The sequence below is a fragment of the Polynucleobacter sp. genome, assembly GCF_044342855.1.
GTDB lineage: Bacteria > Pseudomonadota > Gammaproteobacteria > Burkholderiales > Burkholderiaceae > Polynucleobacter.
On record NZ_JBIIPA010000007.1, the window covers coordinates 47,349 to 69,765 of the forward strand.

The window sequence follows — 22,417 nt, forward strand, 5'->3', positions numbered from 1 at the left end:
ATTTATTGATGGCAATTACTGCAAGTATGGCGTTGGATTTACTGGCTTGCCATTCACGCGGAGTTCAAAGTGGAGCTTGACTGAAGTTGCATCGGTATCGCCCATCTCAGCAATCTTCTGCCCTTTCTTTACCGTATCACCCTCTTTAACCAGGAGTGTGCGGTTATGGGCGTAGGCTGTGAGGTAAGTATTGTCATGCTTAATGATGACCAGATTACCATAGCCACGTAAGCTATTGCCAGCGTAAACCACTTTTCCATCTGAGGCTGCGGTCACTGGATCGCCCAACTTACCAGCGATATCAATGCCTTTGTTCTTGTCATTGAACTCTTCAGTTACTTTGCCCTTAGCTGGCGATGACAAACGAATACCGGGTTCGGCAACCATTTCTTTTGACACTTCTGGTTTTGGTGCATCTACCTTGGCAGCATCAAGCTTTGGTGCATCTGTTTTTGAAGTATCAATATTTGTTGGCGGCTTAATTGCTGGCTTTACCGCAGACTTAGATCCTGCTGGCGGCTTCACCAATATCAAATCCCCCACTTCAATCTGATTGGGGTTCGACATATTGTTCCACTGCGCCACATCTCGAGGAGATTGACCGCTATCTAATGCAATCCGAGCCAAAGTATCGCCACGTTTCACACGATAGTAACCAGGAGGCGTAGGCTCACTGCTTCCAGCAGTGCGATCAACGACATTCGCCGGCTTAGCTCTTGGGGTTGTTGAACAGCCTGTATTGAGCACCAGGGATGCAATTGCTGCTAGCAATAAGAAGTATTTAGACAAAGTATTCATTGGGTTATTCATGCTACCCCTGATTGTAAGGGGACAAAAAAGACCTCGTCCAGAACGGTTCTTTGATAGCGCTGGGAGCTCATCCGCTCCACCATAATCAATTGTTGCTCTTTCTCATTTTTGGCAACCGGGGCAACTAAGCGCCCGCCAATGGCCAATTGATCTAGTAAGGCGTCCGGAATGCCTAATCCTGCTGCCGCCAGAATAATTCCATCAAACGGAGCGGCTTGAGGCAAACCCAAGATGCCATCCCCGTAGATCAGGCGCAGATTTTTAATCCGAAATGGGCGTAACTTCTCTCTGGCCATATCGTGCAATGGACGAATACGCTCTATGGAATACACCTCGTCAGACAATAAGCTCAAAACTGCTGCTTGATACCCGCAGCCAGTTCCAATTTCTAATACTTTTCCTAGCCTTTCCTTTGGCTTATGTAATAGCTCGATCATACGAGCCACTACAGATGGCTTAGAAATCGTTTGTGAATGACCAATTGGTAAAGCGGTATCTTCGTAGGCTTGAGGGTGCATGCCTGCATCCATAAACGCATGACGTGGAACAGTCGCAATCGCTTCTAATGTTTTCCCGTGCTTAACCCCGGCAGCAAGTACTTTCGCAGCTAAGGCTTGCCGATGACCGGCATTGCGCTCCGCGACTGGTCTCAACCGCGACCCCAGCCATTAGCCCGCATGGCGGCTAAACGGGCATGATGGGTTAAATCCAGCTGCATTGGTGTGATCGAGATACAGCCTTCATCAATTGCATGAAAGTCTGTTCCTTCCGAACTATCTTTTGCGTCGCCCGCCGCGCCAATCCAATAAATCAAATCGCCGCGAGGACTTTTTTGAACTACTACGGGTTGAGAATGATGGCGATTGCCTAAGCGCGTGACACGCCAGCGATAGAGATCAGCATAAGGCCGATTCGGAATATTGACATTGAGTAAAGTGGCCGAGCCTTGGCTATGCGCTAACTTAGATACCAGCATTTGTACCACGATATCGTGCGCCGCTTTTGCTGCATCATCAATGCGGTTCCAGCCTTTATCAATTTGCGAGAAAGCAATACCTGGAACACCAAACATCACACCTTCAACTGCAGCGGCAACAGTGCCGGAGTACAAGGTATCTTCACCCATGTTCTCACCCTGATTAATACCAGAGACCACGAGGTCGGGTTTCTCATCCAAAAAACCGGTCATGGCAATGTGTACGCAATCAGTAGGAGTCCCATTAATAAATAAGAATCCATCACGCTCGCCACCTGCTACTCGATGAATGGAGAGTGGTCTCGAAAGCGTTAAGGAGTTAGATGCACCACTGTGATTTTGCTCTGGGGCAATAACAGTTACCCGACCCAATGGACGAATGGCATTGACCAGAGCCAAAAGACCAGGAGCAAGATAGCCATCATCATTCGAAATCAGAATATGAGGCTGCTTTGTATTTTCACTCATGGATACAGATTGATTTGGGTTTATTAGATGTAACGAACTGCGAGAATTTCGACTTCGCGATTACCACCAGGAGCCTGAACTGAAACGACATCGCCCTCTTCTTTGCCAATCAAAGCACGGGCTATCGGCGAGCTAATGGAGATCTTATTAAATTCAATATCGGCTTCGTCGTCACCAACAATCTGATATGTGAACTTGGTTCCATCTTCCAAATCTTCAAGATCTACAGTCGCACCGAATACGATTCGGCCATTGACATCCAAGGTTGCCGGATCAATGATTTGCGCTGCAGACAGCTTGCCTTCAAGCTCCTGAATACGACCTTCAATAAAGCCCTGCTTCTCTTTAGCGGCATCGTACTCAGCATTCTCAGAAAGATCGCCCTGCGCACGCGCTTCAGAAATTGCGTTAATCACCGATGGACGCTCTACATGCTTTAAGCGATGCAACTCTTCTTTGAGGAGCTCTGCGCCACGCTTAGTAATAGGGATTGTGTTCATACTTCTTACCTAACTTAATTTAATTGAGAGTCTTATGCAGATTCTGCAACGAATACACTTCAAGAGTCTCTTTATTGCCATTTTGGGATGTCATCAAACCATCCATTACTGCACGTGCTGCGCTAATCGTGGTGTAGTAAGTCACATTATTAGCCTGGGCACTTGTACGAATGGAGCGGGAATCTGCAATCGCAGTACGGGTCTCGTCAACGGTAGTAAAGACAAGTGAGATCTCACCATTCTTAATCAAGTCAACAATGTGTGGGCGACCATCTTTTACCTTGTTCACTACACGCACCGGTAAACCGGCCGCTTCAATCGCTGCAGCAGTGCCTTTGGTAGCTACCATTGGGAAACCCAACTGGTGCAAGAGCTTAGCCACTTCGACTGCTTTTGGCTTATCGCTATCTTTGACCGTTAACACTACAGTGCCGCTCTTTGGTAACTTAATACCAGCGCCTAGCTGAGATTTAAATAAGGCTTCACCAAAAGTTTTACCGACACCCATTACCTCACCAGTAGAGCGCATTTCTGGTCCGAGAATTGGATCAATACCTGGGAACTTATTGAATGGGAACACTGCTTCTTTAACGGAGAAATACCCGGGCTTCACTTCAGCTTTAATGCCCTGCTGATCTAAAGTCTGACCCACCATACAGCGCGCTGCAATCTTGGCCAACTGCAAGCCAGTTGCCTTAGATACAAATGGCACAGTGCGAGATGCGCGGGGGTTTACTTCGAGAACATAGATGACATCTTTGCCGTCAACATTTTGGATCGCAAACTGTACGTTCATTAAACCCACTACGTTTAGACCCTTGGCCATTGCAGCTGTTTGGCGCTTAATCTCGGCAATCGTCTCATCGGACAAGGAATATGGAGGTAACGAACAGGCAGAGTCACCAGAGTGAACGCCGGCTTGCTCAATATGCTCCATCACACCACCAATGAATACTTGCTGACCATCGCTAATGCAGTCTACGTCGCACTCAATCGCATCGTTTAAGAAGCGATCTAGCAATACTGGTGAGTCATGAGATACCTTAACCGCTTCACGCATGTAGCGCTCAAGATCGCGACCATCATGAACGATTTCCATGGCGCGGCCACCCAAGACATAGGAAGGACGCACCACTAATGGATAACCGATCTCTTCGGCAAGCTTGAGGGCCTCATCTTCCGCACGAGCGGTACGGTTAGGCGGCTGACGTAAGTTCAACTCATGCAATAACTTCTGGAAGCGCTCGCGATCTTCAGCTGCATCAATCATGTCTGGTGATGTACCGATAATTGGAACGCCGTTCGCCTCTAAATCTAATGCTAACTTCAATGGAGTCTGGCCGCCGTACTGCACGATCACACCCTTAGGTTTTTCAATGGCAACAATTTCCAAAACATCTTCTAAAGTTAAAGGCTCAAAGTACAAGCGATCGGATGTGTCGTAGTCAGTGGAGACGGTTTCAGGGTTGCAGTTCACCATGATGGTTTCATAACCATCTTCGCGCATAGCTAAGGCAGCATGTACGCAGCAATAGTCAAACTCAATACCCTGACCAATACGATTTGGACCGCCGCCCAACACCATGATCTTGTCTTTAGTAGTAGGCTGTGACTCGCACTCACCATGCTCTGCTTCGTAAGTGGAATATAAGTAGGCTGTATTTGTAGAGAACTCAGCCGCACAGGTATCCACACGCTTGTAAACAGGCACCACTTTTAAACGATGACGTGCCGCACGAACGGAGGAAGCATCTACTCCTAACAATTTCCCTAAGCGACGATCTGAAAAACCTTTTTGCTTGATGAAACGCAACTCAGGGGCTGACAAGCTATCGAGCTTGCGCTGCTTGAGTTCGGTTTCCATGGTGATGAGTTCCTCGATTTGCTCCAAGAACCAAGGGTCCACCTTAGTCTCGTTGAAAATCTCATCTAAACCCATACCCATACGGAAAGCATCGGCTAAGTACCAGATACGATCCGGACCTGGCTCACCGATTTCTTGAATAATGTCATCTAGATCTGTAGATACTTCATCCAGACCGTCAACACCAACCTCTAAACCGCGCAATGCTTTTTGGAATGACTCTTGGAAAGTGCGGCCAATGGCCATTACTTCACCTACGGACTTCATCTGCGTTGTCAGACGAGAATCCGCTTGCGGGAATTTCTCGAACGCGAAACGTGGAATCTTCGTGACTACATAATCGATTGATGGCTCAAAGGATGCTGGAGTAGCACCACCGGTGATATCGTTCTTCAACTCATCTAAGGTGTAGCCAACAGCGAGCTTCGCAGCAATCTTGGCGATTGGGAAACCAGTTGCTTTAGAAGCCAAGGCAGATGAGCGTGAAACACGTGGGTTCATCTCGATGACGATCATGCGACCATCAACCGGGTTAATGGAGAACTGAACGTTTGAACCACCAGTATCAACACCAATCTCACGCAATACCGCAATTGAGGCATTCCGAAGAATTTGATACTCTTTATCCGTCAATGTTTGCGCTGGGGCAACAGTAATTGAGTCACCGGTATGCACACCCATTGGATCTAAGTTTTCGATTGAGCAAACGATGATGCAGTTATCGGCATGGTCACGCACCACTTCCATCTCGAACTCTTTCCAACCCAAGAGCGACTCTTCAATCAAGAGCTCACGGGTTGGCGACAAATCTAAACCGCGCTTGCAAATCTCTTCAAACTCTTCGCGGTTGTATGCAATACCACCGCCAGATCCACCCATGGTGAAAGAAGGACGAATCACAACCGGGAAACCCAGGCTGCCAGTTTCTTTCTGAATACGTTGCTGAACTTCATGCGCTTCATCCATCGAGTGCGCAATGCCAGACTTCGCTGAACCGAGACCAATCTTGGTCATCGCATCTTTAAACTTTTGACGGTCTTCTGCCTTATCAATTGCCTCTGGTGAAGCGCCAATCAATTCACAACCGTATTTCTCGAGAACACCATGGCGATGCAAATCAAGTGCGCAATTCAAGGCAGTTTGACCACCCATCGTTGGCAAAATCGCATCCGGTTTCTCAGTGGCAATAATGCGCTCTACCACTTCCCAAGTAATCGGCTCGATGTAAGTCACATCCGCCATCTCTGGGTCAGTCATGATGGTCGCAGGATTGCTGTTCACCAAAATAACTTTGTAGCCTTCATCACGCAAAGCTTTACAAGCTTGCGCGCCGGAATAGTCAAACTCACAAGCTTGTCCGATAACAATCGGACCTGCACCAATAATCAGGATGCTCTTAATGTCGCTACGCTTAGGCATTATTTGCCTCCCTTATTGCTAACAGCGGCAGCATTCATTAGCTCCACAAAACGATCAAATAGATAGGCAATGTCATGAGGGCCTGGTGAGGCTTCGGGGTGGCCTTGGAAACACAAAGCAGGCTTATCGTTCCAAGCCAAACCTTGTAGCGATCCATCAAATAAAGAAACGTGCGTGACACGAATGTTGTCAGGCAAAGTTTTTGCATCAACTGCAAAGCCGTGGTTCTGAGATGTAATGGCTACGCGCCCAGTATCCAAGTCTTTTACAGGATGGTTTGCACCATGGTGGCCAAATTTCATCTTCAAAGTTTTAGCACCTGCAGCCAAGCCCATGATCTGGTGACCCAAACAAATACCAAATGTTGGAATACCCTTTTCAATAATTTCTTTTGCGGCAGCAATCGCGTAATCGCAAGGGCCAGGATCTCCAGGGCCATTTGAGAAGAACACGCCATCTGGGTTCATCGCCAATACTTCAGCGGCGCTGGTTTGAGCAGGAACGACAGTTAACTCGCAGCCACGCTCTGTAAGCATGCGCAAAATATTGCGCTTAACACCAAAGTCATAAGCAACGACTTTCTTGATTGGCTTGCTAGCGTCTAAAGTTCTATATGCAGGCTTACCGTCAGGGCCATGTAAATCCCATTCAGCTTCGCGCCATTGGTATGGAGATTTAGTCGTAACCACTTTAGCCAGATCCAAACCAGACATACCGGGGAAGGCTTTAGCTAGCTCCAAGGCCTTCTTGCTAAGAGTCTCTACATCATCACCCATCTTGCCAGCGACGATTGCACCAGACTGAGCGCCTTTATCGCGCAGAATGCGAGTGAGCTTGCGGGTATCGATACCAGAGATACCAACTACACCCGCTTTAGTCAGGTAGCTATCGAGAGTTTCTTCAGAGCGGAAATTAGATACGCGCTTAGAGAGGTCTTTTACGACCAAGCCAGCAGCATGAATTTGATCCGACTCCGCATCTTGACCATTCACACCAACGTTTCCGATGTGAGGATAAGTCAAGGTGACAATTTGGCGTGAGTAACTAGGATCAGTAATGATCTCTTGATAGCCAGTAAGTGCGGTATTGAAGACGACTTCGCCGGTAGTTTCGCCAGAGGCGCCAATACTAAGACCGGGAAATACGGTGCCGTCGGCTAGAGCCAACACGGCGGGAGGAAAAGAAGGAAGCAAGGGTGACAAACCATCTCCAGTCCCTGCTCCATCCGACGCTCAACACCCCAAAAAGACCAACCCAGGACTGTTTGTGCGGGAGGTGAGTGTCTTTAAGCGCTAGGGTAATTTATTAAGTTTTGAACCTAGTAATGATACCATTTTTGCGTATAAACCCATGGATTCCCAGCCAATTGGGCTTAGAAGGTAATAAGCCCCCAAGTCTTGCGACCGAGGGGCTTATTTTGACTAAAACTAACCTAGATTTAGGACTTTGCGCTTTGCTCGATGATTGTCTTAATTTGAGCTAAAACGCCTTGATCTTCCATAGTGCTGATATCACCAGGATCGCGCCCTTCAGCCACAGCCTGGAGTGCACGACGGACAATCTTGCCGGAACGGGTCTTAGGCAAAGCGGTAACCACATAAACACGGCCCGGACGCGCAATTGCGCCCAAGGTTGTATCAACAGTCTTCATACACTCTGCCTCTAAAGTCGCCGTATTCAAGGCATCCTTCGGAATCACAAAGGCAATAGCTGCCTGACCCTTGAGCTTGTCCTCAATACCCACTACTGCCACTTCAGAGATATTTGGGTGACTTGAAATACTCTCCTCAATCTCACGGGTGCCTAAACGATGACCTGCAACGTTAATCACGTCATCAGTTCGGCCCAAGATGAAGAAGTAACCATCCTTGTCTTTGATGCCCCAGTCAAAAGTGGAGTAAATAGTCTTGCCAGGAATAGTTTCCCAATAGGTGCTAACAAAACGCTTGTCATCACCCCAAACGGTTTGCATGCAACCAGGAGGCAAAGGACCTTCAATCGCAATAACGCCCTTCTGATCTGGACCCAACTCTTCAGAAGTTGCATCGTCGAGCAACTTCATGTTGTAGCCAAAGGAAGGAACGCCTGGTGAGCCAAACTTATGCGGCATCACCTCTACACCACGCTGAATTGCCAACATAGGCCAACCCGTTTCAGTCTGCCAGTAGTTATCCACGATGGGTTTCTTGATCGCATCATGAATCCATGTCGCTGTTGGCTCATCCAAGGGCTCACCTGCCAAGAACAAGGCACGCAAGCTCGAGAGATCGTATTTAGTTAAGAAAGCGGGATCTTGTTTCTTGAGCACGCGAACCGCAGTTGGCGCAGAGAACATAACTGACACTTTGTACTTCTCTACCAACTCCCACCAGATACCCGCATCTGGACGCAATGGCGTTCCCTCATACATGATGGTTGCCATGCCATTGAGCAATGGCGCGTAAATGATGTAGCTATGACCTACAACCCAACCAATGTCTGAGGTGCAGAACATGGTTTCGCCAGGATTACCGCAGAAAATGTGCTTCATAGTTGCGGCCAAGGCAACCGCATAACCACCGGTATCACGTTGAACACCCTTCGGCTTACCAGTAGTGCCTGAGGTATACAAGATGTATGAGGTATGAGTTGCATCAACCCATTCAATCGGAACTAAATCATTAAGATGCTTTTGACACTCAGTCGCGTAATCTAAATCACGGCCAGCAACTGTAGCGAACTCAGTGAGACCGCGGTTCACAATCAATACTTTCTCGGGCTTGTAACTCGCAAGCGTAATTGCCTCGTCGAGCAAAGGCTTGTAAGGAACCGCTTTACCGCCACGTGCGCCCGCTTCTGCAGTCACAATCATTTTTGGTTTTGCATCATCAATACGTGATGCCAAGCTGTGAGAAGCAAAGCCTCCAAACACCACAGAGTGAATTGCGCCAATCCGCGCACAAGCAAGCATTGCAAAACAAGCTTCGGCAATCATTGGCATGTAAATCAATACACGATCGCCCTTTTTGACGCCATTGGCTTTGTAGATAGCGGCCATACGATTGACTTCTTCGTAGAGCTCTTTAAATGTGTAGACTTTTTCTAAATTGGTTTCTGTTGAAACAGCAACAAGTGCAATTTGATCAGGACGATCTTTGAGATGACGATCGACTGCGTTGTAGCAAAGATTGGTTAGACCACCTTCAAACCATTTTGCAAATGGAGGGTTTGCATAATCCAGAACTTTATTAAATGGTTTTTCCCAATGAATGAGTTTTGCCTGCTCTCCCCAGAATCCATCCGAGTCTTTAATGGAGCGTTCGTGTTCTGATTTGTAGGGCATGGTCAACCTAAATAAGTAAATTAAAGTGTCTGGGCCTACTGAATCTTGCTAGCCCCCTTGCTATTGGAAACCTTGGCAGTCGAGCTAAATGCATTCGCAGAACCATTTTTCGCAGATTTTGCAAGCCCTGTCGATGCGGATTTATGCTGAGATGCAGCATTATTTGCAGAAGAATTACCCTTAGCAGCCCCTTTTACTGGTTTCGCTACCGGGCATTTAGCCCCTTTTGCACATTTTTTGGGCGCTGGTGGTACTGGCTTATCGAGACTAAGGCTGCCATTTTCTGCCATCGCCAAAGAAATATCTCCAGGTCTACGACTGGTCTTTGGCACTAAAACGGTAGATCCAGAACGTATGCGCATCCCTTTTGGAATGCCATTTACCTCTCTTAGGGTGTCGGCATCCACTCCCAAAGTTTTGGCAGCCTGGTCAACGGACTCTGTCTTGGTCACCTGAACGGCAGTCCAAGAGGAAAGGGGTTTGTTGTACTGCTTGAGATTTGCCTGGAAGATTTCCGCGTGACCGAACGGCAGCAAAATCTGCTGGTTAGCATTGCTCAAAATGACTGGCTTATTAAAAGATGGGTTCAGGCTATGAAACTCATCCGATGGAATCTCAGCTAACTTCATCACCAAATCAACGTCGATATCACTGCCAACATCCACCGCCACAAAGTAAGGATGGTTTTCTAGCTCAGGCAACACAATTCCGTATGCCTGAGGGTCCAACACAATCTGTCGGTAGGCCATCAACTTAGGCACATAGTTGCGCGTCTCTTTAGGCATAGTAAGGCTCAGATAATCCGTAGGAAGCCCTGCGGCCAAATTACGCTTTTGCGCTTTAGATATATTGCCTGCACCCCAGTTATAAGCTGCCAGTGCAAGCTCCCAACTGCCGAACTGCTTATACAAGCGTTGCAAGTAATCCAAAGCAGCATCGGTAGACTGCAAGACATCTCTGCGCTCATCTCTAAAGACGTTTTGCGTTAAACGAAAATCTTTGCCAGTCGCCGGCATGAATTGCCACAAACCCATCGCCTTGGCGCTGGACTTTGCATTGGTGACGAAGGCGCTTTCCACAAAAGGCAGTAAAGCGATCTCCGTTGGCATATTGCGCGCATTGACTTCTTGCACGATATAAAACAGGTAACGGGATGAACGCGTCATCGAACGATTGACGTAATCAGGGCGGGCGCTGAGCCAGCGTACCTGCTCGATTTCTAGGGGTGTATTCATGGGCTCCATCTCAAAGCCATCCCGAATACGAATCCAGAGATTGCTTGAAGGTGCATATAGGTCACTCACAGATTGATTCTTCAGATTGACGCGCTTTGCTTTGGAGGCACGCGGATCCTGACGCGTCGGCGTATCAGAAGACCAATCTCCAGTGCTGGCACAGCCTGTTAGAGCGGCAATCAGCAAGATCGCTGCGTATCGCCACAACATCAGAACCGATCCTTCCAAGCTCTTATTACTGCCAAGACATGCGCAGGCGTTGGCAATGATTTCTCACCGGAGACTTCAAGTGCGGCATCAATTACGGCCTGTTGATCACAACGCATGAATGGATTGACCTGCAATTCTTGTCCGATAGTTGTGGGTAAGGTGGGTAGATGCTGATCACGCAAAGCCTTGGCAGTTTCTGCCCAGGTAATGAGATTCGCATTATTGGGCTCAACCGCCAATGCGAAGCGAATATTCGATAAGGTGTATTCATGGGTGCAATACACCAAAGTATTTTTTGGCAAGGCAGTAAATTTAGCGAGGGACTGGCTCATTTGTGTTGGAGTGCCCTCAAACAAACGACCGCAGCCTGATGCGAATAAGGTATCGCCACAGAACAGCATGGGCTCAACCACGTTGGCCTGCATGTTTGCAAAGTAAGCAATGTGAGTCAAGGTATGGCCTGGCACTTCGTACACCTCAAGGCTAATACGCGGCACCGCTACTTCAATCTTGTCGCCCTCCATCATGACATTCGTGCGACCAGGAATCTCAATATTGGCGGGACCATAAACTGGAACTGAGCCGAGCGCCTGCAATAGATTGAGGATGCCGCCCGTATGGTCAGCATGATGATGCGTAATTAAAATACCCGTCAGAGTCAGGTTTTCCTGCTTAAGGTATTGCAGTACTGGGGCAGCATCACCTGGATCCACAATCAAGGCGGATTGCCCATCATGGATGCACCAGATGTAGTTGTCGTCAAAGGCCGGTATCGGCCAAACTTGCAATAAAGTATTCTTCACCATAGACCGATGATACCAACCCCACCCTCCCCATCTCAGATGCCTGCACCACCATGGAGTTCATGGGAAAAGTGGCTGCAATCGCCTCCTGGACGCTATGTGCTTGCCTGGGAGCAGAAATGCTTCAATCAAATCGTGGCTGATGTCTTTGGTTTTTATGCTGTACAGATCGGTTTGCCGCAAATAAATACTCTGACAGAAAATCGCATGCCTTTGCATGCCCTGTTGATTCATTCAAATGATCGCCAAAAACACGCTAGTGAATTTAACTGGCATCAAGTAGAAGGCAATGCAAACGAGCTACCTTTTGCATCTGAAACCATCGACTTATTGGTACTTCCACACGTCTTGGAATTTGCTGCAGATCCCCATCAAATTCTGCGAGAGGCTGAGCGCGTACTTCGCCCTGAGGGTCGCTTGATTATTTCAGGCTTTAATCCAGCAAGTCTTTGGGGAATGCGCCAATATCTCAGCCGACTCGTAGGCAGCCCCTATTTGCCGAGGGACGGCCAATTTATTGGTCTCCTGAGAATTAAAGACTGGTTGCAGCTGCTAAACTTCTCATTGGATCGCGGTCATTTTGGATGCTACAAACTTCCCCTCAGCGGTGAGTCCGGCATGGCCAGAATGGACTTTATGGAGCCTGCTGGTAATCGCTGGTGGCCTATTTTTGGGGCTGTTTTCTTGGTTTCCGCCATCAAACGCCAACAAGGCATCCGCCTCATTGGCCAGGTCCAGGGCTTGCGTATTCCAGCAATTACCCAACTAAGCCCAGCCGCTGAAAGCCGACAGAACCTAGCAAACCACCAAGACCAAGTAAATTAACGGCATGCCCAACACCAAATCACTTCCACATATCGTCATTTATACCGACGGAGCCTGCAAAGGCAACCCCGGTCCAGGGGGGTGGGGAGCCGTTCTACGCTCTGGGGAACATGAAAAGCATTTACACGGGGGGGCCGAGCACACCACCAATAACCGGATGGAAATTAGTGCCGTCATTCATGCATTAAGAGCTCTGAAGCAAACCAGTTCGGTCGAGCTTTGGACTGACTCCCAATACGTCCAAAAAGGCGTTACAGAATGGCTGGAAGGCTGGAAAAAGAGAGGCTGGAAGACGGCCAGCAAGGATCCGGTCAAAAATGCCGATTTATGGCAAGAATTGGATACCCTCATCCCTGATCACAAGATCTCTTGGCATTGGGTGCGTGGTCACAATGGCCACCCCGGAAATGAGCTCGCAGACCTCCTGGCAAACAAGGGCGTAGAGGAATTTCTGCCTTAAGCTGGATAAGTGTCGGCGAACCCGTTTTTGACGGTCATATGAGAGAATGAATGCATTCAGAGCTGGTACAGAATTCCCCGCTAAACCCATATAGAACCAAGAAAAACACTGAGACCGTGTCAAAAATTGAATCAGCCTTAGATAAAGCCGTTGCCAAATTACCCGCCCTGAAAAATTCGGTAAAGGCTCGCCTATGCAAGCTTTGGCAAAAGCTCTCTCCCTACATCGATAAAGTCAAAAAAATAGACTACGCGACAGCTAAAGAATTCACCCTTAAATACAAGTGGCGCATTTTGATGGTGCTGGTAGTTGTGTGCGCCGGATCTAAAGCAATTGATTATTTCTTTCCTGCTACGGGTAAAACAGGCGGCCCACAAACCATTACAAGTATTGTTGTAGAGGAGAAAGATATTCCTTTAATTATTGAAGCGACTGGCACGATCATTTCTAGCAGCATCGTGGATATTCGTCCTATGACTACCAATATAGTCAAGGCCATCCACATTAAGGATGGGCAAGAGGTTAAAGAAGGTGAACTCCTATTTACTCTTGATGACCGCAACGACCGCGCCAACTACGAGAAATTAAAAGCCTTAGCAGATGATTCTCAAAAGCAATATCTACGCGCTAAGGAATTGGTCGCTAAAAACTTTATCTCCAAAGCGGGCTTAGAAACTTCCCTTGCTAATGCAAAGTCAGCGCAGGCGGCGGCACGCTCTGCCGAGGTTCAACTCTCTTATGACTCTATCCGTTCCCCAATTGCAGGACGCGCGGGCATCATCAACGTATTTCCAGGGTCGCTAGTACAGGCTAGCAACGTTGTAACTACTGCGACTAGTTCAACTGCAACCTCTAGTGTTGGATCCATGGTGACCATCACTCAACTAAATCCGATCAACGTTCAATTTGTGGTGCCTGAGAAAGACATTCCCCTGCTGATGGAAGACAAGCGGGCCGATATCCCACTCAAAGTAAAGGTGAGCGTTGGAAATGACGCCAAATCTATTTATGAAGGTGAAGTGCTCGTCATTGATAACCAGGTAGACCCCAGCATTGCAGCAGTGCGTGTGCGCGCTCAAATACCGAATGAGAAGATGACTTTATTGCCCGGTCAATTTGCCCGCGTCTCATTAAATGCCAACACCCTCAAGGATGCTATTGCAGTTCCCTCCGAAGCGATTGTGATCAGCCCTAAGGGTAAAGTTGTTTACATAGTGGATAAAGACGATAAGGTTTCACCAAAACCAATTAAGGTGGTTTATGAATACCAAGGAAGCACAGTGATCACCGGTATTCAGGCGGGTGACCGAGTGGTAGTTGAAGGCAAACAAAACCTTCGTCCTGGTGGCAAGGTACACGAGTCTAAAAAGGAGACTCCTAAGCCAAGCTCTAAACCGACTGAAACTCGTGTAGCCCCACCCGCCCCCTCTACTGCCGAGAAAAAATGACGCTCTCTGAATTATGTATTAGACGCCCCGTAATGACGGTGTTGCTGTCTATTTCAACGGTGATTGCAGGCGCCGTTGCCTATTTCAATATTCCTGTTGCAGCTTTACCAAGCTTTAACACGCCCATTATTTCTGTTAGCGCAAGTCTTCCGGGAGCGGCCCCAGAAAATATGGCGTCCTCAGTGGCGCTACCACTTGAAAAAGAATTCTCAACGATTGATGGCATTAAGGTTATTAGCTCAACCAATACCCTCGGTTCAACTAGCATCACCCTGGAATTTACAAACGAACGAGATATTGATAAGGCCGCAGTAGATGTGCAGGCAGCATTGCTGCGTGCGCAGCGCAGACTGCCTATTGAAATGACGGTTCCCCCGTCTTATCGCAAAATCAATCCTGCTGATACAGCAGTTCTTGTCGTTCGGATGAGTTCACCGTCGATGAGCCTGTCTGAAATTAATGATTACGCAGAAAATCTACTCGCGCCGAATATCTCAACGATTAGTGGCGTATCTCAAGTAATCGTTTACGGTGCAAAACGTTACGCTGTTCGCGTCAGCGTGCGTCCAGATGCATTGGGTAATCGCAATATCACCATGGAAGAGCTTGCCACTGCAATTAATAAGGCAAACACGAATAGCCCAGTAGGCACCTTGGATGGTCCGCGACAGTTAATTACCATCTACGCCAACCCGCAGCTTGTTAAGGCATCTGAGTTTGCAGACCTCGTCATTGCCCAACGCAATGGTCTCCCAGTTTATCTACGCGATGTTGCTGATGTAGAAGAAAGCTTTGAAGACGTCAAGACTTTTGCCACCTCGGGCGGTGAGCGCTCTATTGCAGTGGGTGTCTTGCGCCAACCTAATGCCAACACAGTAGATGTAGTCGCAGCAGTAAAAAAATTACTGCCCACTTTTAAAGAGCAAATGCCGGCATCGATTAGTTTGACCTTAATCAACGATCGCTCGCTCTCCATTATTGAGGCGATTCATGATGTCAATCTCACGCTAGCACTGACCGTCTTGTTGGTAGTCTTGGTAATCTTCTTATTCCTGAAGCGCGTATCAGCCACCCTGATTCCCTCTATCAGCTTGCCCATCTCTCTCATTGGGGCTTTCTATTTGCTTTACGTCTTGGGGTATAGCCTAGACAATATCTCCTTACTGGGCATCACTCTTGCAGTTGGGTTGGTTGTTGATGATGCAATTGTGGTGCTAGAAAATATCATGCGTTATGTTGAGCAAGGCATGGATCCTCTAAAGGCTTCCTTAAAAGGCAGTAAAGAGGTGGGCTTTACCATCATCTCGATCTCCATTTCTTTGGTCGCAGTATTTATTCCACTCTTCTTTATGGCAGGCCCTATTGGCCTACTCTTTAGAGAATTCGCAGTGGTTGTCTCTTTATCCATTTTAGTTTCAGCCCTAGTCTCACTGACCATTGTGCCGATGCTGTGTAGTCGTTTTCTACCCAAGCCTGGTGATCATGCAAAAGAATATGCCGTCACGAAAAAATTTGATCGGATTTTTGACTGGTCACTGAAGACTTATGTGCACTACCTGGATCTAGCATTGGCTAATCGCAAAAAAGTATTGTGGGGAGCGATCGCAAGTTTCTTCATCACCATTTACTTATTTGCAAATAGTCCTAAGGGATTCTTTCCAGAAGAAGATATTGGGCAAATCACTGCCACCACCGAAGCATCTGAAGATACCTCATTTAAAACCATGTTGGCACTTCAAGATCGCGCCGCTGAAATTGTCAACAATGACCCCAATGTTGCAAACTCCATTTCTATTCTTGGTAGCGGTCAAAGCTCGGGTCGTAATACAGGACGCTTTTTTATCATCCTGAAGCCTAAGGGCGATCGCGAGAAGATGAGCAAGGTCATCGAAGGATTGCGCAATAAGTTTAAAGAGATTCCAGGCCTACAGGTGTACATGCGCCCAGTTCAAAACTTACAGCTTGGTGGGCGCAGTAGTAAAAGTCGCTACCAATTTACGCTTCAAAGTGTAGGCTTTGAAGGCGCGAATGAATGGGCCGATAAGATGACCGATAAGATTCGTGCCAATCCTATCTTTAGGGATGTAACAACCGACTCCAAAATGAAAGGTCTTAACGTCAAGATTGAGATCAATCGTGAGCAAGCCGCAAGTGCGGGTGTAACGATCGCCGATATTCGTGGCGCGCTATATAACTCGTTTGGCGAACGTCAAGTATCTACCATCTACACACCAGTGAATACCTATTACGTCATTCTTGAAACTGCTGAGAGTGACCGTCAGTTTGAAACTGATTTAAATAAGGTCTATGTCAGAGGTCGCACAACGGATAAGTTAATCCCCCTCTCCAGTCTGGCTAAATTTGTGCGCACTGTTGGACCAACAGCCGTAAATCATCAAGGTCAAATTCCAGCGGTTACTATTTCCTTTAACCTTGCGCCGGATGTGTTCCTTGGCGATGCAACTAAGGCGATTGATGGGTATGAAAAAGAAATAGGCTTACCGCCTTCAATCATCACGAGTTATGGTGGCGATGCTGCAGTATTTAAAGACAATCAGTCGGGTCAAGTTATCTTAATCCTGGCCGCCTTGGGCGTGATTTACATATTGCTCGGGGTGCTTTATGAGAGCTATATTCATCCACTCACTATTTTGGCCGGCCTACCCTCTGCTGCGATTGGCGCCATCTTGTCATTGCGCATCTTTGGATTTGAGTTAACCATTGTTGCTTCGATTGGTATTTTGCTACTCATTGGTATTGTGAAGAAGAATGCCATCTTGATGATTGACTTTGCCTTGGATGCACAGCGCAATCAAGGCATGTCGCCAGAGAAGGCTATTCGTCAAGCTTGTATCCTGCGATTTAGGCCAATCATGATGACAACTATTGCCGCCCTTATGGGCGCCCTACCGATTGCGCTAGGCTTGGGTGCTGGCGCAGAACTTCGCCAGCCGCTGGGTATTAGCGTGGCGGGCGGATTGATCTTCTCGCAGTTTGTAACCCTCATCATTACTCCTGTGATCTATCTGTATTTAGATAAATACGCAGGTAATGGCCCCATGGAAATCCCCCCATCTGTATTGGAAGGCACCTAATGCGTCAAGTTATTCTCGATACTGAAACCACTGGTCTTAACCCTGCCACAGGCGATCGCATTATTGAAATCGGTTGCGTTGAGATGGTGGGTCGTAGATTAACCGATCGCACTTTCCATTACTACATTAATCCAGAGCGTGATATCGATGCAGGCGCCTTTGCCGTTCACGGGCTCTCTCGTGAATTCTTATCCGACAAACCCGTATTTGCCAATATTGTCGAAGAGCTGATTGAGTTTGTTGATGGTGCTGAAGTAATCATTCATAACGCGGCGTTTGACTTGGGATTCTTGGACAACGAATTTGCTTTGCTTAAGCGCCCTGCTTTTAGAGGCCTTGCATCTAAGGTGACTGATACCCTTTTAGATGCTCGTCAAATGTTTCCAGGTAAGCGCAACTCACTAGACGCCCTCTGCGAACGATTTGCTATTAGCAATCAACACCGTACTTTGCACGGCGCTTTACTTGATGCCCAGCTATTGGCTGAAGTCTATGTAGCGATGACACGTGGTCAAGAAGATCTCTTGATTGATATGATTGATTACGCCGTTGGCACAGATGCATCCGGCCAAGTGAAAGCTCTACCTACGAAGCTCAAACTCATGACAGCTGGCCCAGAGGATTGTGAGCTCCATGAAAAGATTTTGGGTGAAATTGCCAAGGCAAGTAAAAAGGACCCCGTTTGGAGTCCTGCTGCTGTTACCAGTTAAGCCCTAACTAGCTAATGGCGCGGCGGATTTCATCTGCCTTTGGTTTTGAGCCGGTAACAGATTCTGTATCGTGCTCTGTCGTATTTTCAATCGTTTCGATAACCGCCTCTTGCATCCGAATATTGTCTTTCGGACAAATCGGAGCTCCATAAGTAGCCCACTTCTTTAATAGCGTTACTTCATATCCACACTGACCGCATTTGGCTTTATTGCGAATCGCATTGCTTGGTCTTGGAGGCGGAAAAACAATTGCTTGATGTGGATATGGGCCAAGCTCTTGACTAATCATCATCAGACGCACCATCAACTCTTCAGTAGCATGTGCCATTCTGGCGGGACCCTCTAGGCCAACAGTCTGAGCAATACCTTTAAAGTCTTCGCCATGACCGCTAAAGCAATCATCTACCGCGTGGCATAACTCATGCACCAAGGTATCCAATAGCTGCACGGGATCATCTAACTTGGGAGAAATGAAAATCTCATTAACACCCCCGCCAGAACGCTCGCGAGGCCAGCACTGCCCTAGCGTTGTTCTCGGGCTGCTAGAGGCTGGGAAGCCGCAAGATACTCTCACTGGCGGAATGGCATAGCCCGCTTTTGAGAACACGGGCTCTAAATGTCTAACGGCGTCTTCCAGCCAGGATTCTCGTACGGAGTGTCGCTTCATGAATGACTCATTTGTGTTTTTAGTTCAAAGACATGGTACTGGGTGAGACCCTATTATCGCTGCCCTACTTTGACATCACCAAATATGGCCTGAGCCTCGCGCGGTAAGCAGCGCCAGTAACGCTCATTTGAGGGGACGGTAGCACCTAAAGCTGCAGCCGCTTCCCAAGCCCATCTTGGCTTATATAAAAACGCACGGGCTAGAGCAATCAGATCTGCATCCCCTTTTTGCAAGATATCTTCTGCTTGCTGAGGCTCGGTAATCAAGCCAACTGTCATCGTGGGTAAACCTGACTTGTCTTTTACGATCTTGGCAAATGGCACCTGATAGTTTGGCCCTATTGCAATCTTCTGCAATGGTGAAATGCCACCTGATGAGATGTGAACGAAATTACATCCGAGCGGTTTTAGGCGAGATGCAAAGTCAGCAGTCTCTTCTGGCGTCCAGCCACCCTCAATCCAATCGCTTGCAGAGATCCGAATACCCAATACACCTTGATATGCCTTGCGCACTGCTGCAAATAATTCCAAGGGGAAGCGGATGCGATTTTCATATGAGCCACCGTATTCATCGGTACGTTGATTGGCGATCGGCGATAAGAACTGATGCAGAAGATAACCATGCGCCCCGTGCAACTCAATACCATCGACACCGACCCGCTTAGAACGCTGCGCTGCAACAACAAAAGCGTCAATCAGCTCTAGCAACTCGGCTTTGGAGAGTTCATGCGGCAATCGCTCATCTTTGAGCTGTGGAATAGCTGAAGGAGCAACCGTCTCCCAGCCACCCTGCTCTGTAGATAGCAATTGACCGCCATCCCAAGGGGTCGCGCTGGAGGCCTTCCGACCGGCATGTGCCAATTGGATGAAAACGGGGGTTTCCGGCGCCAGCTTACGCGCTCTGCTGAGCTTGTCTTTGAGGGCGGCTTCAGTACGGTCATCCCATAGTCCCAAGCAAGCAGGGGTAATGCGGCCCTCTGGCGTCACTCCAGTAGCCTCAATAATGAATAGGCCCGCTCCGCTATTAAGGAGGTTGGCCCAGTGCATTAAATGCCAGTCCTGAGTCTCGCCATTGACAGCTGAGTACTGGCACATTGGGGCCACTACGATGCGATTAGGGAGCGTTAAATCACCCTTAGGAGAGCTAAGTGTGTAGCTGGAGAATAGAAGACTCATGGCGGGCCCTTGGATCCTGAAATGCGTAAAAGTGATGAAAGCGATAAAATAGGATGAGTAGGATAAACGAGACCATACACTTGTGCGATTCCGTCGCAATACCAGTTTATTGAACCTAAAACTAGTAAAAATTATTAAGCTAAATACTATGAGTGCACCACAAGCCTTTGAATCAAAAGCAGATATTGGCCACTTTGTTGGCGGCAAAGTCGTCAACCCAAAAGACGGCCGTTTCGCCGATGTATTTAATCCATCTACTGGAGCGGTTGCAAGACGGGTTGCCTTAGCCACCCGTAAAGGGGTTGATGATGCCGTTGCTGTAGCGCAAACCGCTTTTCAGACTTGGAGTCTGACCCCCCCACTACGCCGAGCGCGCATCATGTTTAAGTACCTTGAGCTACTAAACGCCAATCGCGATGAACTGGCTGCCATGATTACTGCGGAGCATGGCAAGGTATTTACCGATGCCCAAGGCGAAGTTAGCCGTGGTATCGATATCGTGGAATTTGCCACTGGCATCCCTGAACTTCTCAAAGGTGATTACACCGAGCAAGTATCTACCGACATTGATAACTGGGTCATGCGCCAGCCTTTAGGTGTTGTGGCTGGTATTACGCCATTCAACTTCCCAGTAATGGTTCCAATGTGGATGTTCCCGGTGGCTATTGCTTGTGGCAACACTTTCATCCTCAAGCCAAGCCCAACTGATCCATCAGCATCCCTGTTCATGGCTAAGCTTTTAAAAGAAGCGGGTTTACCTGATGGCGTATTTAACGTTGTTCAGGGTGACAAAGAAGCTGTTGATGCCTTGATTGAGAACCCAGATGTCAAAGCGGTGAGCTTTGTGGGCTCCACTCCAATTGCAAACTATATCTATGAGCGTTGCGCGCACTTTGGTAAGCGCTCCCAAGCTTTAGGTGGCGCCAAGAACCACATGGTGGTTATGCCTGATGCAGATATCGATAAAACGATTGATGCCTTGATTGGTGCTGCCTACGGATCTGCTGGTGAGCGTTGCATGGCGATCTCTGTTGCAGTATTGGTTGGTGACGTTGCAGAAAAAATTATGCCAAAACTGATTGAGCGCACCAAGACGCTCGTAGTGAAGAATGGTATGGAACTCGATGCAGAAATGGGTCCAATTGTTACAAAGGCCTCTTTAGATCGCATTACTGACTACATTGAGAGCGGCGTTGCTTCAGGCGCTAAGTTATTGGTAGATGGCCGCGGATTAAAAGTTCCAGGACATGAAGATGGCTTCTTTATCGGCGGCACCCTCTTTGATGGCGTTACTCCTGACATGAAGATTTACCTTGAAGAAATCTTCGGACCAGTCTTATCTTGCTTGCGCGTGGCGAACTTTACTGAGGCATTGAATCTAGTGAACTCCTGTGAGTTTGGTAACGGTGTAGCCTGCTTTACTAGCGACGGTAATATCGCTCGCGAATTTGCTCGCCGCGTACAGGTTGGAATGGTCGGCATCAACGTGCCTATTCCAGTGCCAATGGCTTGGCATGGTTTTGGCGGCTGGAAGAAATCCCTCTTTGGCGATATGCACGCCTACGGCAAAGAAGGTGTTCGCTTCTATACCAAGCAAAAGAGTGTGATGCAGCGTTGGCCTGAGAGTATTGCTAAAGGCGCAGAGTTTGTGATGCCTACTTCGAAGTAATTCACAGTACTAAGCCTTGCAAATAAAAATAGCGGCCTACGGGTCGCTATTTTTTCGTGCTTTAACTTGCAATACTCAAGCAGGAATAAAGTAACGCCTCTCAATAGCCCGGGCAAATAGCACGATGACGGATACCAGCGCTAAGTAGACTAAAGCAGCTAATAGATAGGCCTTAAAGAATTGGAAATTGGTTGCAGCCAACTCTTGCACTCGAGCAAAGAATTCGGTGTACTGAATTAAGAAAGCAACTGAACTGTCTTTGAGATTGGCAATGACTTGATTCGTAAGCGCCGGAATAGAAGGACGAATCACTTGCGGTAAGGTGATCAACTTAAAAATCTGGAGCGGGCTGAAACCTTGAGCACTAGCTGCTTCCAACTGAATCTTATCCAACCCATTATAGGCAGTCTTTAAATACGCTGCGTTATAGGCTGCCACGTTAAATGTAAAGCCAATAAAGGCAACCGTAAATGGTGAGAGCCGAACGCCCCACTGTGGCAAACCGTAATACATTAAAAACAATAAAACGATTAAGGGCATTCCAATAAAGAAGGAGATGTAGCCATCAATTGCGCTGCTGACATATTTGTTTTTACTCAGCGTGAGATAGAACACCACAATTCCTAGCAGCAATCCAGATACGCTAATCAAGCCTGCTAATTGCAGAGTCTTCACAAGCCCAGCAAAAATCAAGGGCATCTGTTCCGTAAGATCACGAATAAAAGATGACCACCCCCCCATTAGAGCTTTTCCTCGGAGGC

General features: G+C 47.8%; 17 protein-coding genes and 1 pseudogene. 6 read left to right on the plus strand and 12 right to left on the minus strand.

Translation table 11 applies throughout. The features are described 5' to 3' along the window. Positions 1-15: 15 nt before the first annotated feature. From ACIQZ3_RS03980 to gloB, 9 genes and pseudogenes are all read right to left on the minus strand, one after another. The gene (locus ACIQZ3_RS03980; protein ID WP_397390549.1) at positions 16-810 is read right to left on the minus strand and encodes a peptidoglycan DD-metalloendopeptidase family protein; all 795 of its coding nucleotides are present in this window, start codon (positions 808-810) and stop codon (positions 16-18) included. Next, positions 807-1,430: pseudogene (locus tag ACIQZ3_RS03985) on the minus strand (protein-L-isoaspartate(D-aspartate) O-methyltransferase); the annotation flags it as partial. The gene ACIQZ3_RS03980 and the pseudogene ACIQZ3_RS03985, both read right to left, overlap by 4 nt. Before the next feature lie 29 nt (positions 1,431-1,459). Beyond that, positions 1,460-2,254 (minus strand): 5'/3'-nucleotidase SurE, encoded by a 795-nt coding sequence (gene surE / locus ACIQZ3_RS03990; protein WP_397390551.1) that lies wholly within the window; start codon positions 2,252-2,254, stop codon positions 1,460-1,462. Positions 2,255-2,277: 23 nt separating this feature from the next. Continuing rightward, positions 2,278-2,754 (minus strand): transcription elongation factor GreA, encoded by a 477-nt coding sequence (gene greA, locus ACIQZ3_RS03995; protein WP_397390553.1) that lies wholly within the window; start codon positions 2,752-2,754, stop codon positions 2,278-2,280. A gap of 19 nt (positions 2,755-2,773) precedes the next feature. Then, complete coding sequence (gene carB / locus ACIQZ3_RS04000; protein ID WP_397390555.1) at positions 2,774-6,037, minus strand: carbamoyl-phosphate synthase large subunit; 3,264 nt, start codon at positions 6,035-6,037, stop codon at positions 2,774-2,776. Continuing rightward, positions 6,037-7,230: a glutamine-hydrolyzing carbamoyl-phosphate synthase small subunit gene (carA, locus tag ACIQZ3_RS04005; protein WP_397390557.1), complete on the minus strand. Its 1,194-nt coding sequence runs from the start codon at positions 7,228-7,230 to the stop codon at positions 6,037-6,039. The genes carB and carA overlap by 1 nt, the downstream gene beginning before the upstream one ends. 245 nt (positions 7,231-7,475) lie before the next feature. Next, the gene (locus ACIQZ3_RS04010) at positions 7,476-9,359 is read right to left on the minus strand and encodes a propionate--CoA ligase (protein ID WP_397390559.1); all 1,884 of its coding nucleotides are present in this window, start codon (positions 9,357-9,359) and stop codon (positions 7,476-7,478) included. 35 nt (positions 9,360-9,394) lie between these two features. Beyond that, a complete protein-coding gene (locus tag ACIQZ3_RS04015) occupies positions 9,395-10,804 on the minus strand; it encodes a transglycosylase SLT domain-containing protein (RefSeq protein WP_397390561.1) in 1,410 nt (469 codons plus the stop codon). Further along, complete coding sequence (gloB, locus tag ACIQZ3_RS04020; RefSeq protein ID WP_397390563.1) at positions 10,804-11,610, minus strand: hydroxyacylglutathione hydrolase; 807 nt, start codon at positions 11,608-11,610, stop codon at positions 10,804-10,806. The genes ACIQZ3_RS04015 and gloB overlap by 1 nt, the downstream gene beginning before the upstream one ends. A 36-nt stretch (positions 11,611-11,646) precedes the next feature. Between gloB and ACIQZ3_RS04025 the strand changes: the two genes are divergently transcribed. The 5 genes from ACIQZ3_RS04025 (at position 11,647) to dnaQ (ending at position 18,145) form a co-directional block, all read left to right on the plus strand. Next, the gene (locus ACIQZ3_RS04025; RefSeq protein ID WP_397390565.1) at positions 11,647-12,432 is read left to right on the plus strand and encodes a class I SAM-dependent methyltransferase; all 786 of its coding nucleotides are present in this window, start codon (positions 11,647-11,649) and stop codon (positions 12,430-12,432) included. 4 nt (positions 12,433-12,436) lie between these two features. Continuing rightward, positions 12,437-12,892: a ribonuclease HI gene (gene rnhA, locus ACIQZ3_RS04030; protein ID WP_397390567.1), complete on the plus strand. Its 456-nt coding sequence runs from the start codon at positions 12,437-12,439 to the stop codon at positions 12,890-12,892. Between the two features lie 116 nt (positions 12,893-13,008). Further along, positions 13,009-14,340, plus strand: coding sequence for an efflux RND transporter periplasmic adaptor subunit (locus ACIQZ3_RS04035; RefSeq protein ID WP_397390569.1), 1,332 nt, complete (start codon positions 13,009-13,011; stop codon positions 14,338-14,340). Then, positions 14,337-17,435: an efflux RND transporter permease subunit gene (locus ACIQZ3_RS04040; RefSeq protein ID WP_397390571.1), complete on the plus strand. Its 3,099-nt coding sequence runs from the start codon at positions 14,337-14,339 to the stop codon at positions 17,433-17,435. The genes ACIQZ3_RS04035 and ACIQZ3_RS04040 overlap by 4 nt, the downstream gene beginning before the upstream one ends. Next, positions 17,435-18,145, plus strand: a complete 711-nt coding sequence (dnaQ, locus tag ACIQZ3_RS04045; RefSeq protein WP_397390572.1) for a DNA polymerase III subunit epsilon — start codon at positions 17,435-17,437, stop codon at positions 18,143-18,145. The genes ACIQZ3_RS04040 and dnaQ overlap by 1 nt, the downstream gene beginning before the upstream one ends. Before the next feature lie 7 nt (positions 18,146-18,152). Here the strand turns inward: dnaQ and ACIQZ3_RS04050 are convergent, their stop codons facing one another. Together ACIQZ3_RS04050 and ACIQZ3_RS04055 are read right to left on the minus strand one after the other, a co-directional pair. Then, on the minus strand, positions 18,153-18,812 hold the full coding sequence (locus tag ACIQZ3_RS04050; RefSeq protein ID WP_397390574.1) for a SprT-like domain-containing protein: 660 nt from the start codon (positions 18,810-18,812) through the stop codon (positions 18,153-18,155). A gap of 53 nt (positions 18,813-18,865) precedes the next feature. After that, positions 18,866-19,987 carry an NADH:flavin oxidoreductase/NADH oxidase gene (locus tag ACIQZ3_RS04055; RefSeq protein WP_397390576.1) on the minus strand — a complete coding sequence of 374 codons (1,122 nt, stop codon included), beginning with the start codon at positions 19,985-19,987 and terminating at the stop codon, positions 18,866-18,868. A gap of 148 nt (positions 19,988-20,135) precedes the next feature. On the opposite strand from ACIQZ3_RS04055, the gene ACIQZ3_RS04060 reads away from it, so the two are divergent. Continuing rightward, entirely contained in the window at positions 20,136-21,656 is a 1,521-nt protein-coding gene (locus ACIQZ3_RS04060) for a CoA-acylating methylmalonate-semialdehyde dehydrogenase (RefSeq protein WP_397390578.1), read from the plus strand. A gap of 75 nt (positions 21,657-21,731) precedes the next feature. Here ACIQZ3_RS04060 and ACIQZ3_RS04065 read toward each other — a convergent pair. After that, the coding region (locus ACIQZ3_RS04065; RefSeq protein ID WP_397390579.1) for an amino acid ABC transporter permease at positions 21,732-22,417 on the minus strand (686 nt) is incomplete at its 5' end.

Coding starts and splice junctions, on each gene's coding strand:
- carB (WP_397390555.1), bottom strand. CDS start 6,037: ATGCCTAAGCGTAGCGACATTAAGAGCATCCTGATTATTGGTGCAGGT.
- ACIQZ3_RS04050 (WP_397390574.1), bottom strand. CDS start 18,812: ATGAAGCGACACTCCGTACGAGAATCCTGGCTGGAAGACGCCGTTAGA.
- ACIQZ3_RS04055 (WP_397390576.1), bottom strand. CDS start 19,987: ATGAGTCTTCTATTCTCCAGCTACACACTTAGCTCTCCTAAGGGTGAT.
- ACIQZ3_RS04060 (WP_397390578.1), top strand. CDS start 20,136: ATGAGTGCACCACAAGCCTTTGAATCAAAAGCAGATATTGGCCACTTT.
- ACIQZ3_RS04015 (WP_397390561.1), bottom strand. CDS start 10,804: ATGTTGTGGCGATACGCAGCGATCTTGCTGATTGCCGCTCTAACAGGC.
- ACIQZ3_RS04025 (WP_397390565.1), top strand. CDS start 11,647: ATGCCTGCACCACCATGGAGTTCATGGGAAAAGTGGCTGCAATCGCCT.
- greA (WP_397390553.1), bottom strand. CDS start 2,754: ATGAACACAATCCCTATTACTAAGCGTGGCGCAGAGCTCCTCAAAGAA.
- rnhA (WP_397390567.1), top strand. CDS start 12,437: ATGCCCAACACCAAATCACTTCCACATATCGTCATTTATACCGACGGA.
- ACIQZ3_RS04040 (WP_397390571.1), top strand. CDS start 14,337: ATGACGCTCTCTGAATTATGTATTAGACGCCCCGTAATGACGGTGTTG.
- ACIQZ3_RS04010 (WP_397390559.1), bottom strand. CDS start 9,359: ATGCCCTACAAATCAGAACACGAACGCTCCATTAAAGACTCGGATGGA.
- surE (WP_397390551.1), bottom strand. CDS start 2,254: ATGAGTGAAAATACAAAGCAGCCTCATATTCTGATTTCGAATGATGAT.
- dnaQ (WP_397390572.1), top strand. CDS start 17,435: ATGCGTCAAGTTATTCTCGATACTGAAACCACTGGTCTTAACCCTGCC.
- ACIQZ3_RS03980 (WP_397390549.1), bottom strand. CDS start 810: ATGAATAACCCAATGAATACTTTGTCTAAATACTTCTTATTGCTAGCA.
- gloB (WP_397390563.1), bottom strand. CDS start 11,610: ATGGTGAAGAATACTTTATTGCAAGTTTGGCCGATACCGGCCTTTGAC.